Here is a 12,010-nt window from a genome sequence, read left to right on the forward strand (position 1 = left end):
TCTACTACGGCGGCCAGGCGTCCGTAGAACCGCGCACCCACACGGAGGTGACGTCTCCGGCTGCCGAAGCTCGACTCAAACACCGGCCGGACGTCGTCCGGCACAAGGGCCGGTATGCCCTGATCAACCACAACCGAACGCCGTACCAGGCCATGGTTGAGGATCTGCTGTTCCTGCGCAATGTGCTCGCGGAGGCCGGGCTGGACTACCTTTTGGTGCGCGGCAACAACGACCGTCCGGTCATCGCCCTGGACTGGAACGACCGCAAGAAGCTGCGGGCGGCCTTGGTGGAGGCCTGCCGCAACGAGCCTGTGTACTCCATGACCGTGGACGCGAAAAAGAAGTCCTCCGTGCTGGTTGCCGACGGAGATCTCTCCCCCAACCGTCAGGCCCGCATCTTCCGCCTCTACCGACCGCGGGTTGAACCCGACGGCGGTTTCGAGTTCGGTTCCTCCGCTGGCGTCCAGATTGAGCTCTGGAGCTTTGAGGGCGACCAGCTGATCCTCCCGATCGAAAACTCCCTGACCCGCCGCACCATGCAGTCCCAGGACGCTGTCCGCGGGACGGTTGAACGGTACGGCCACACCTGGCCCACCATCGAGAACATGTTCGCCGACCATGCCAGCGACATCAGCTTCGACATCGACCTGGTGTTTTCGTGGGTTGACGGCAGCTCTCCCGAATACATCGCGGCCCGCCGTGCCCAGCAGCAGGGTGTGGTTCTCGGCGAAGGCGACGACCACGAAGCCCGCTTCCGGCAGATCGACGAACTCAAATACGCCCTGCGCTCCGTCTACATGTTCGCGCCCTGGATCCGCCGCATCTTTATCGCCACAGACTCCCCCGCCCCGAAGTGGCTCGCGGAGCACCCGTCGGTGACCATTGTCCGCAGCGATGAGTTTTTCGCCGATCCCGCAGTGCTGCCCACGCACAACTCGCAGGCAGTGGAATGCCAGCTCCACCACATCGAGGGCCTCTCCGAGCACTTCCTCTACTCGAATGACGACATGTTCTTCGGCCGCTCGGTGGGCCCGGACATGTTCTTCACACCGGGTGGCGTCACGAAGTTCATCGAGGCCGAGACCCGGATCGGGCTGGGCGACAACGATGCCGAGCGCAGTGGCTTCGAGAACGCCGCCCGTGTGAACCGCAAGCTGCTCTGGAACCGGTTCGGTCGGATCACCACGCGGCACCTGGAGCACACCGCCGCCCCGCTGCGACGCAGCGTTGTGGCCAGGATGGAGCGTGAGTTCCCGGAGGAGTTCCAGAAGACGGCGGCGAGCAGGTTCCGCGCCGCGGACAACATCTCGGTCACCAATTCCTTCTACCACTACTACGCGCTGCTGACAGGCCGTGCGGTCACGCAGACCGCAGCCAAGGTGCGTTACGTGGACACCACCGCCCGCGCCGGGCTGAACTCCCTGCCCAAGCTGCTGGCCAAGCGGAACATGGACTTCTTCTGCCTCAACGACGGCAGTTTCCCCGAAGTCCCCGCGGACGAGCGCGCCGAGATCGTGACCGACTTCCTGGAGAAGTACTACCCCATCAAGGCGCCCTGGGAGCTCTGACGCTCGCAGCCCTGACGCTGGTCACGCCCACGTCAGGGCTTCCGACCCTCCGGGCTTTGCGCGGCTAGATAGCGTAGTTCGGAAGGGCTACCTTCCTGACGCCTCCTGTTTTGGCGTTGTCAGGGATGCTGACGCCCGCGGCGGCCAGTCGCTCGGCAGTCATTTCCGAGGTGACATGCTCCCCTACGGTGGCCGCGTTCCCCAGCGGAACCACGGAGTGGACAATGGTGTGCTCGTAGACATGCACCAGGTTGAAGGCCTGCCCGCCGTCCCGGCCGCGGGTACCGCCGACGGCGACGTTGAGGTCCTGGGTGTAGCACGTGGCCGAGGCGACGGAGACAGGAATCCCCGCAAAGGTGGCGGTGGTCGAGTAGTGCAGATGCCCAGCCAGAATGGTCCGGACGTCGGAGTTGCGGACCACGGAGGCCAGGCTCGCCTGGTCCCGCAGTTCCACGAGCACGGCAAGGTCCAGGACCGACGGGACCGGCGGATGGTGGAGCGCCAGGATGGTGCCGTCGGGGGCCGGGGTATCCAGTTGGCGGGTAAGCCACCCCAGCTGGGCCGGGCTTAGCTCGCCGTGGTGGTAACCCGGGACCGACGTGTCCATGGTGATGATGCGCAGGCCGTTGATGAAGTAGCTGCGGTCCACCGGTGCGTCACTGGCAGGCTCGTCCAGCAGCCCGGTCCGGAAGTTGGCGCGGTTGTCGTGGTTGCCCATGGCCCAGATGACTTGGGCGCCCATGTCTTCGCAGGCGGGATCAACAATTGCCCGGAGCTTTGCGTAGGCTTGAGGGTCGCCTTGGTCGGCGAGGTCACCCGTGAAGATCACGGCCTCGGGCCGGGCGCCGGAAGCCCTGACCTCGTCGAAAAGCTGAATGAGCTTGGCTTCGCTGTCAACTGCGCCGTAAAGGGGATCCGGACCCCCCAACAGGTGGGGGTCGCTCAGGTGGAGAAGGAAGTGGCGTGGCCGGGGGTGTTCGGCCTCGATGTGCTTCATTGCTGCCTCTGTGGTTGGTGGGAAACGGCGTTTCCCTTCTACCCTTCAGTAACTATTATCCAATCAGACAATTGGCAAACTGTGGGTAAATTGTTGCGGCCAAGTTGGAAAAAACTAAAGAATTAAGCCTTGGAAAGTTCGATTGTGGCCGCCGGTCCGTCAAATTCTGCCAGTGCCATTTCAATTGCGTCGATGACCTCGGCGGAGTCCGGTTCGACGGTGGGCGCGAAGCGTGCCACCACCTCGCCCTCGCGGTTGACCAGGAACTTCTCGAAGTTCCATTTCACCAGGCCTGGCAGCACACTGGTTTTGAACCTGGTCAGCTCGGCATAGAGCGGATGCTGGTCCTTGCCACGCACGTTGGCCTTGGCCGTCAGCGGGAAAGTGACACCGAAATTCCGCTCGCAGAACTCGGCGATCTCACTGTCGTTGCCTGGCTCCTGGCCGGCGAACTGGTTGCACGGAACTCCGAGCACATCGAAGCCGCGGTCGCGGAACTTCTCGTATAGCGTCTCCAGGCCCGCGTACTGCGGAGTGAAACCGCACTTTGACGCCACGTTCACCACCACCACCACGTTGCCCTTGAACCGGCCAAAGTCGGTTTCGGTGCCGTCGTTGAGAGTGAGGGGAATGGTGTACAGGTCTGTCACAGCGCCGTCCTTGAAAGGTTGGTCATGCAGGTGATTCGTTGCCAACCATCAAGGGTACGGGCGCAGTCTGGGAGTTCGCTGTCAAGGTCCCGCCGACTCGGACCATGTTGCGGTGTCGGTAGGCGTGGCGGTGGTTGTAGCTGTCGTAGAAGACGAAGGCGAAGGCGACGCTGTTTCGGCTGAGGACCCGCTACTCGTTGTTGCTGTTGGCTCCACCGTTGGCGCCGGCGTCGGCGTCAGGCGCGAGGTAGGCCTGAACGGCCACGACCTGGAGACAGTGGGCGTCGGAGACGGCGACGCGCTCGTCGTCGGCGCAGGCGAAGTGTCCGTGGGGGCAGGTGAGGTGCCCGTGGGGGTGGGTGACGTCGTCGTCGGCGTGGCGCTTGAGGTTCCCGTCGGCGTCCGCGTTGCCCGGGGCGTGGAAGGCGTTGGGGAGGGCGATGCCGTCGAAGTGGCTGTTTCCGTCGCCGTCCCTGTCGCAGATTCTGTCGCCGTTTCTGTAGCAGTCGGGTCCGGCGATGCGGATTCAGGCGAGGTAGCGTCCGACGACGGCTTGTCCGTGGGTGCCTCGTCCGGCGGTTCCGACGCTGATCCCTCCACCGGCGGCGGTTCGGACAGTTCCTCTTCGCCGCCCAGAACCGTGTGGCTGTTGTCCTCGGCGACCGGGATGGCCCAGCGTTGCGCGCCGACGTCCACGGGTTTGGCCTGATAGCTGACCATGGCTATGTCCTCGAGCTCGTCCAACTGACGAATACGCAGAAGTGTCCAGTTCAGCGGGCTGGTGTGCTTGCCGTTAAGGATGGTTTCGAAATGCAGATGGCATCCGGTGGACCATCCCGTGGTGCCCACACGGGCAATGACCTGGCCCACCTGCACAGAGTCCCCCGTCCGGACCGCCACAGCCTCCAAGTGGTTGTACGTGGTGATCAGCCCGTTGCCGTGGTCTAGTTCCACGCGGTTGCCGCCGCCCCAGGGGTGCCACCCGGCGGCCCGGACCACGCCTGCGTCGGCCGAATAAACCCTGGTGCCGCAGCCTGCAGCGAAGTCCTGGCCGAGGTGGAAATCGCCGCCCGCACCGGTGATCGGGCTGACCCTGTACCCGAATGGAGAGCTTGAAGTGAGGAGCTCAAGGGGCGCCATGAGGGACCCCTCCGGGGGGCGGGTGAGCCCGGTGGCGGCAACGTTGAGCGGAGCGCTCCCGCCCTTGGCGATCGTCCTGACCACTGTGCGGTTAAACGGAACCAAGGCCCGGCTGTCCGTCAGGAAAGCACCGGCCAGCCCAGGCAGGCCAACATGTCCGGCACCCGCCGGCGAAGCTGCCGGGCGGGGTTCAATGGGGGACGATCCAGGGAGGCCGACGGCGAAGAGTGACGCGGCAACAACGGCGCTGGCGGCGAGCACGCGCACAGCTATGGCACAGCCGCCCGCGGGCTCCTTCTCCCGGCCGGATCCCCAATGATTGCCCACTCGTTACTCCCGGGTTGGCCCGCCAGACCCCGGATCCAGACGGACTTACCATCTCATGGGACCACAAAGACCCGGGCCTGTGAACCCCCGCGCCGGTACCGCTGCGGACATTATGTGGATCAGCCCTCAGAACCGTGCCCGCGGCTTCTGGGCGAGAATAGTGCCATGCGAAATTTCCTCAGGGAATGGCAGGGCGAAATCAAACGGGTATTCACCGGTAGCACTGACGGTCAACCCGCTTGGGTTCCGCGGCTGGCCGAAGGGGACGACGCCGGCTATCACCTTCCCGGCTCGGCCGTCTGGGCGGTGCACGGCTCCATGACCACCATTGTGGCTGGGGTCCGCGCGCTCCTGATGCAGGCCTTGCACCCCGGGGCGCTGGCGGGAATCCACGAGCACTCCGACTTCCGCGCAGATCCGCTCAGCCGGCTGGCCCGGACCATCCGCTGGATCTTCACCGTCACCTATGGCCCACAGGCCGCCGCCGACGAGGCTTCCGCCCGAGTCCGTCGGCTGCACGAGCCTGTACAGGGTACGTACGGTGACGGGCAAGGCGGCGAGCGGAGCTACTCGGCCAACAATCCGGAACTCGCCCGCTGGGTCCACATCGCGTTCGTGGACGCCTTCCTCTCGGCCCACAAAATCTGGGGTGCCGGGATCCCTGGCGGCCCCGACGCCTATGTCCGCGAGTGGGCCCAGGCCGGACGGCTGATGGGCGTAGAGGATCCGCCCCTGAGCGAGGCCGAAATGCGGGAGCAACTGGACCGCTGGTATAACAACGGTGAGCTGGTGGCGGACGGCAGGGTTGCCGAGACCGTTGAGTTCATCCGCAACCCGCCACTGCATCCGCTGCTGCGCCCCGGCTACCGGATCATCTTCGCCGGCGCCGTCTATAGCCTTGAGCCGAAGTACCGCCGCATGCTGGGGCTCCAGATCCCTCGGCTGGGGCCGTTCCCGCTCCCCGTGAGGCTGGCAACGAAGGTGACTCTCGGCGTCGTACATCTTGCCCTTGGACGTGGGCCTGGACCCAGCGAACAAGCGGCTCGGGAGCGCCTCCACCGCTTGGGCTACGCGGGCACGTGACCTGGGCAGTTGGGGTGGGCAGCTGGGCTCCAGCCATGGGTCAACGCTTGGCTGGAGGACAGCAAAACCCGGCCCTGACGAGGTCAGAACCGGGTTTTTGGCTGGCGGAGAATGGGGGATTTGAACCCCCGAGGGCGTTAACCCAACACGCGTTCCAGGCGTGCGCCATAGGCCGCTAGGCGAATTCTCCAGCTGCTTTCGAATCAAAAGCAGATACTAGACTACCTGAACATTCCGGCATCGCCCAATTGGGCCGGCGGACTGTTACCGCACGCGGCAATCCGGGCTCGAGCTGGCCCGTTAACGTAAAAATGGACGCCCCCAATGCGTCCATTCCTTCGATACACCGTTGAGCTGCCGGGTCCGGCCCTCCAGCCAGGCCCCGCAGCTCACAACCTTGAGATTGCCCCAATCGGTGTACATATCCATGATCGGCCCTACCCGCCGGATAAGCAATGAAAATCGCTGCCCATTACCCTGCCTTCTTGGCAGGATGAGGCCATGACACAGCTGCACGCCCTGGTGGTTTACGTTCCGGAGACACACACGGAGCCGCTGCTCGCGGCAATCGGGGACGCCGGAGCGGGCAGGATCGGGAACTATTCGCACTGCACATTCACCTCCCCCGGCACCGGGCGCTTCACTCCGTTGCCTGGTTCCGAGCCGTTCATCGGGGCCCTGGGGGCGGTCGAACGCGTGCCGGAAACCCGGGTGGAGTGCGTTGTGGAGGAAGAGATGCTCGACGCCGTTGTGCTGGCCCTGCGCGCGGCGCACCCTTACGAGGAGCCCGCCTTTATGAGCTGGCCGGTGGATGGCTGGCGACGCTGAGCTGGCGCCTGGGCATTTGCGCCAGCTTTCGCGGCCGTGACCCGCTTGAGCGGTGCGGGCCAGCACCGCTCAAGCGGGTCCGGGCAGCTCAACAGGAAATTCCGGGCCACGCGAGGGCACCCGGCCGGGCCACGGCAGGCCCCGGAACGGGCCGTCCGGACCTTCCTGAATCTTCGGGTAAACTTGTCTGCGGCCCCTCATGTGGCGTCATCCTGTTGAACTCCCCCAGGACCGGAAGGTAGCAAGGGTAAACGGGCTCTGGCGGGTGCATGGGGGGTCTTTACTATTCCCCCACAGGGCGGCCGTCCGCGAGGGATCCTGATTGTCTGCCCGGATTGGTAGGGTTTTCTCGTGACTGTTACTACCACCGCCCTTTACCGCAGATACCGCCCGGACTCCTTCGCTGACGTTATCGGGCAGGAACATGTCACCGAGCCGCTGATGACGGCACTGCGGAAAAACCGTGTCAACCACGCCTATCTCTTCTCCGGCCCACGCGGTTGCGGAAAGACCACCTCCGCCCGCATCCTGGCCCGCTGCCTCAACTGCGCCCAAGGCCCCACAGATACTCCCTGCGGTACGTGCCCTAGCTGCATTGAACTGGCCCGCGGCGGTTCAGGCTCCCTGGACGTCATCGAGATCGACGCCGCCAGCCATGGCGGCGTCGATGACGCCCGCGACCTCCGCGAGCGCGCAACGTACGCTCCGGTCCGCGACCGCTACAAGATCTTCATCATCGATGAGGCCCACATGGTCACCTCGGCCGGGTTCAACGCCCTGCTGAAGATCGTTGAAGAGCCGCCGGAGCACATCAAGTTCATCTTCGCCACCACGGAGCCGGACAAGGTCATCGGCACCATCCGCTCCCGCACGCACCACTACCCTTTCCGGCTTGTCCCGCCGGAGCCGCTGATGGCGTACCTGGAGCTGCTCTGCAACCAGGAAAACGTTCCCGTGGCTCCCGGCGTTCTGTCGCTGGTGGTCCGGGCCGGCGGCGGCTCCGTCCGCGATTCCCTGTCCGTGCTGGACCAGCTGATGGCCGGAGCCGGACCCAACGGCCTCGACTACGAACTTGCCGTAGCCCTCCTCGGCTACACCCACGCATCGTTGCTGGATGACGTGGTGGAAGCTGTGGCCGCCTCAGATGCCGCCACTGTTTTCCGGGCTGTGGACCGCGTGGTGCAGACCGGCCACGATCCCCGCCGCTTCGTCGAGGACCTGCTGGAGCGCTTCCGCGACCTCATCATCGTCCAGGCCATGCCCGAAAGCGCCCAGGTCATCCTCCGCGGCATGCCTGCGGACCAGATCGCCCGGCTCCAGAACCAGGCGCACAACCTCGGGGCTTCCGAACTCTCCCGCGCCGCCGATGTCACCAACACTGCGCTGACCGAGATGACCGGCGCCACGTCTCCGCGCCTGCACCTTGAGCTTCTCTGCGCCCGCATCCTGCTCCCCAGTTCGGAACAGACGGAACGCGGCATCGCTGCGCGGATCGACCGCGTGGAGCGGCGCCTGAATTACGCCGGGAACGACGTCGGCGCTCCCGCTCCGGCTGGTGCTGCGGTTTCGGCTGGACCCGCTGCGGTTTCCGCGGTGCCGACAGCGGCAACGCCGGCTCCTGCTGCACCCGTTTCCGTACAACCAGTTTCTGCGGCAGCCGTTTCTGAGGCGCCCGCTGCGGCACTTCCGGTTGCTGCGGTTCCGGCCGCGGCACCGCAAGTTGCTGCGGCGCCGGTTGCTGCGCAGCAGCCTCCGGCGCCGGTTGCTGCGCAGCAGCCTTCAGGGCCAGCGGCTGCCGGTCCCGGGTCGGCCCGGCCACCGGTATCCGGAGCCGAACAGACCAGGCCGTCGCTGACGCCGCCCCGGGTCAGCACCAACGACTGGCCGGTTGACGAGTCCACAGGCAGGCGGCCCGCTCCCACACCGCAGGCATCCGGTCAGCCCACCCGGGAGACCGGGGCAGACGCCCCCCGCGCAGTTTCCCCGGCCACCCCGCCGGCAAGCACCGGGGCCGCCGGGACAGGCGACGTCGAAGTCCTGCGCCGCGCCTGGCCGGAAGTTCTGCAGACACTCTCCAAGATCAAACGCAGCACGTGGGCCCTGGTTGAGCCGAACGCCCAGGTGGGTGCATTTGACGGCCAGGTCCTGACACTGTCGTTCAGCACTGCCGGGTTGGCTGGCGCTTTCGGCCGGGCTGATCACGCTGAAAACCTGCGGCAGGCGATCCACAAAACGGTGGGCATCGACTGCCAGATCACCGCAGTCGCCGGTGGCGCCAACAGGGCAGCGAGCGCTGAGCCAAACCCAAAAGCTCCCGCTAGTCCGGAAGCCAGCCCGGAAGCTCCGGCCAGTTCAGCCGATGTCGCGTGGGGCCTGGCCCCTGCCAGCGCCGTTTCCACGCATGAGGTCCTGGCCACCGCGCCGGCACCTTCGCCAGCCCCCTCCCCCGCGACGAGTGCTCCCGAACCGGCCGTGCCTCCTGCCACTGCTGCACCTGCACCGACTGCAGGCGCGGCAGCTCCTGAAGAAACAGTCCAGCACACCGGCGACGTCAGCGCGTCGCCAGCCATTGAGGCCGCCCGGGTACCAGCCGCCCGGGGACAGTCGGTACCAGCTGAGCCTGATGACACTGCCGGTTCGTACGCCTACTCCGATGACGATTGGGGTCCTCCCCGCGACGAAGATGCACCGCCTCTGGACGAGGAACCCCCCATGGACTGGGATCCCTCGGCGGCTACCCCACGCCTATCGCCTTCACAGCCTGAGCCTTCAGCGGCCGCACCCGCCAAGCGGCCCGCTCGAGGTGCTCCAAAGGCTGCTGCAGCAAAGGCCTCCCCAGCAAGCAGGTCCTCCGCTTCTGCATCGGCCGCTCCGTCACAGGCAGACACAGCACTGGATCCGTGGGGCAGGGCCGTCGAGCAGGCCCCTGGCGTATGGGTTGTTGGCACCGAGCCCAATGTTGGCAAAAACCCGAGCACGTCCGTCCCGGAGGAAGCCAAGGAGACGGCTCCTGCGCCCACCTACGAGCCGGCTACTGCCCAGGTCCCCCAGGCGTCGTCTGTCGTTAGCCAGTCTGAAGCCGACGCCAGTTGGGGCTTGCCTCCCGTAGCTTCTGCCGCAACCTCGGACGTCGCCGCACAACATCCAGCCGCACCGCCAAGCCACGCTCCAGAAAGCGACGCATCAGAACCTGCGGTGCCCCAGAGCGCCGCGCCAGTCAGTCAGGCACCAGCCGGCCAAGCCCCAGCTAGCCAAACCCCAGGATCCCCGGCAGTCCCGCCGGTGGAAGCAGTGGTTCCCGAACGTGCTGAGGTCCGCGAGTACGCCATGGCATCGACTGCTCCGGCTGCCGCACCCCTGCAGCCGGCACCGGCAACCTCCGAGTCCGCTGCTGCCGCCCGTCAAAGTCTTTACCAGCGCCTGTCCAACAGCCCCGAGGCCGAAGCCGGACGTGCCAAGGCTCCGGCCAGGGCTGCCGCCGCCACCTATGTCCAGGACATTCCGAGCGCGGACGATGAAACCATCGAGGAATCCGGCGTCTTTGGACGCGCCGCCGTCGAGCGTATTCTGGGCGGAAAGCTGATCGAGGAGCGATCCCCGGACGGAAGCCCCATCGTTTCAAGGTTCTAGACGACTGCAGCATGTGCTCCCGCAACACCATTCACCAGCCAAGCCAAACCAAAAGAGGAAAACGTGTACGAAGGTGCAGTCCAGGAGCTGATTGACGAGCTCGGACGGCTTCCCGGTGTCGGTCCCAAATCCGCCCAGCGGCTTGCCTTCCACATCCTCGAAGCGGACCCCCAGGACATGAAGCGACTCGTGGAAGCCATCACCATGGTGAAGGAACGCGTGAAGTTCTGCACCGTATGCGGCAACGTCACCGAGCAGGAATTATGCAACATCTGCCGCGATCCGCGCCGGGACCCGTCAGTCATTTGTGTGGTGGAGGAGTCCAAGGACGTCCTCGCGGTGGAGCGCACCCGATCCTTCCGCGGCCGCTATCACGTGCTGGGCGGAGCCATCAATCCCATTGCCGGCGTCGGTCCCGAACAGCTGCGGATCCGGGAACTCCTGACCCGGCTGAACGACGGCGCCATCCAGGAAGTCATTATCGCCACCGACCCCAACCTCGAAGGCGAAGCAACGGCCACGTACCTGGCGAGGATGCTGAAGACAATCGGCATCGTGGTGACCCGGCTGGCCTCCGGCCTGCCGGTGGGCGGCGATCTTGAGTACGCAGACGAAGTCACCCTCGGCCGTGCATTCGAAGGCCGCCGCAACGCCCTGACCTGATCTGACTGACGGTGCTCAGGCTGATGTTCAGGCGTGAGGGTTGAGCCGTCGCCGGGCAGCCCGGTGACCGCCGGCCAACAGAATGCCTGCCGCCCCGGACTGCGTGCCAACGCCAATCAGTGCCAGTGGCATCTCGGCGCCTGTCTTCTCCTGTTCCTGCCCCTCCACACAAGGAACCTGAGTGCCTTCCGCTGCGTTCTGCAGCTGCCCGGGGAGCCAATCCAAGGCGTTCTCCTTGGGTTCGGCCTCACCGGCAATCAGCGCCAGGATCACCATCGGGTTGCTCGTCGCCATCCAGAAGATCCGCTCGGTGTGGTAAATCTCGGCGATTCCACGGAACTCCGGCGAACACCGATAGGAGACAACCCTGCCCAACTCGTCCCGTTGAATGTTGATGGCCACCAACACCGGCTCATACGCCCTGACGCTGGGCAGCAGCGCTATCACCGCCACGACGTTGCCGACCAGAAGCAAAGCTGCGACGCCCCAGGCCAGAACCCTTCCTCCCTGACCCTCGAACCACCGCGCAGCACCCGCGCCGATGCCGCCAAAGACGATGATTTCAAGGATCATCATGACAAAGGACACCCCGGCAACTGCTGGCGAGGAATCCGACCAGAACGCGAGCAGCAGCAGGAAAACGACAGACACAGTGGCGAAGATCAATCCTTTGGCAGTGGAGCGCGCCCAGTCCAGCAGCGGGCCGTCCACACCACCATCCGCGGGATCCAGCCCAGCTCCGCGCCGCGCGTCCCCCCACCGGACAGCGAGCACACAGCTCACCAGCACCAGCATTGCGGCCGTGAGCATGTACACCCAGGCGTGGGATTCCGGCGGCAGGTCACCGCCCGTGACCAAGGCGATCACCAACAGCGTGCCGGTGCCCCAGCAGACACCGAGAATGGCGGCGCTCTCCCACCAGAAGCGGGCAGCGCGGACAGTCTGAAGCGCTGTTGCCAGCGCACTACGGACGAGCAACCGAACCTGGTCGCCGCCCGTGGAAGAGGTGTCCCCGGCGTCGTTTTCATCGTCGTCCTGGATTTTTCCGGCGCCAATGGGTTCGTACACGGGTTCATCGGCGGTCGGGTCCTTCTCGTCAGCCATGGCCCTCATCCGCCACGTTC

9 protein-coding genes, 1 tRNA gene, 1 other RNA gene and 1 pseudogene are annotated in these 12,010 nt (G+C 65.5%); 7 read left to right on the plus strand and 5 right to left on the minus strand.

Going from position 1 to position 12,010, the window contains the following annotated elements:
- Positions 1 to 152 precede the first annotated feature (152 nt).
- Positions 153 to 1,568 (plus strand): stealth family protein, encoded by a 1,416-nt coding sequence (locus tag AU252_RS07350; protein WP_058932810.1) that lies wholly within the window; start codon positions 153 to 155, stop codon positions 1,566 to 1,568.
- Positions 1,569 to 1,632: 64 nt separating this feature from the next.
- Here the strand turns inward: AU252_RS07350 and AU252_RS07355 are convergent, their stop codons facing one another.
- Positions 1,633 to 2,565: a phosphodiesterase gene (locus AU252_RS07355; RefSeq protein WP_056348544.1), complete on the minus strand. Its 933-nt coding sequence runs from the start codon at positions 2,563 to 2,565 to the stop codon at positions 1,633 to 1,635.
- Positions 2,566 to 2,687: 122 nt separating this feature from the next.
- Positions 2,688 to 3,215 (minus strand): glutathione peroxidase, encoded by a 528-nt coding sequence (locus AU252_RS07360; RefSeq protein WP_058930156.1) that lies wholly within the window; start codon positions 3,213 to 3,215, stop codon positions 2,688 to 2,690.
- 112 nt (positions 3,216 to 3,327) lie between these two features.
- On the opposite strand from AU252_RS07360, the gene AU252_RS24475 reads away from it, so the two are divergent.
- The gene (locus AU252_RS24475; protein ID WP_240484433.1) at positions 3,328 to 3,924 is read left to right on the plus strand and encodes a hypothetical protein; all 597 of its coding nucleotides are present in this window, start codon (positions 3,328 to 3,330) and stop codon (positions 3,922 to 3,924) included.
- Between the two features lie 125 nt (positions 3,925 to 4,049).
- On the opposite strand, the pseudogene AU252_RS24480 reads toward AU252_RS24475, so the two are convergent.
- Positions 4,050 to 4,355, minus strand: a pseudogene (locus AU252_RS24480) (M23 family metallopeptidase); the annotation flags it as partial.
- A gap of 492 nt (positions 4,356 to 4,847) precedes the next feature.
- Here AU252_RS24480 and AU252_RS07370 point away from each other — a divergent pair.
- Positions 4,848 to 5,765, plus strand: coding sequence for an oxygenase MpaB family protein (locus tag AU252_RS07370; RefSeq protein WP_058930158.1), 918 nt, complete (start codon positions 4,848 to 4,850; stop codon positions 5,763 to 5,765).
- Between the two features lie 102 nt (positions 5,766 to 5,867).
- Here the strand turns inward: AU252_RS07370 and AU252_RS07375 are convergent.
- Positions 5,868 to 5,955, minus strand: a tRNA-Ser gene (locus tag AU252_RS07375).
- Between the two features lie 311 nt (positions 5,956 to 6,266).
- Between AU252_RS07375 and AU252_RS07380 the strand changes: the two genes are divergently transcribed.
- The 4 genes from AU252_RS07380 (at position 6,267) to recR (ending at position 10,886) form a co-directional block, all read left to right on the plus strand.
- Positions 6,267 to 6,593 carry a hypothetical protein gene (locus AU252_RS07380; RefSeq protein ID WP_058930159.1) on the plus strand — a complete coding sequence of 109 codons (327 nt, stop codon included), beginning with the start codon at positions 6,267 to 6,269 and terminating at the stop codon, positions 6,591 to 6,593.
- Positions 6,594 to 6,781: 188 nt separating this feature from the next.
- An RNA gene (gene ffs / locus AU252_RS23115) (signal recognition particle sRNA small type) lies at positions 6,782 to 6,878 on the plus strand.
- Between the two features lie 66 nt (positions 6,879 to 6,944).
- On the plus strand, positions 6,945 to 10,223 hold the full coding sequence (locus tag AU252_RS07385; RefSeq protein WP_083510307.1) for a DNA polymerase III subunit gamma and tau: 3,279 nt from the start codon (positions 6,945 to 6,947) through the stop codon (positions 10,221 to 10,223).
- A gap of 63 nt (positions 10,224 to 10,286) precedes the next feature.
- Positions 10,287 to 10,886, plus strand: coding sequence for a recombination mediator RecR (recR, locus tag AU252_RS07390; RefSeq protein ID WP_056348564.1), 600 nt, complete (start codon positions 10,287 to 10,289; stop codon positions 10,884 to 10,886).
- A 27-nt stretch (positions 10,887 to 10,913) separates the two neighbouring features.
- Here the strand turns inward: recR and AU252_RS07395 are convergent, their stop codons facing one another.
- Positions 10,914 to 11,990: a hypothetical protein gene (locus AU252_RS07395; protein ID WP_058930160.1), complete on the minus strand. Its 1,077-nt coding sequence runs from the start codon at positions 11,988 to 11,990 to the stop codon at positions 10,914 to 10,916.
- Positions 11,991 to 12,010: the final 20 nt, after the last annotated feature.

The organism is Pseudarthrobacter sulfonivorans (assembly GCF_001484605.1).
GTDB lineage: Bacteria > Actinomycetota > Actinomycetes > Actinomycetales > Micrococcaceae > Arthrobacter > Arthrobacter sulfonivorans_A.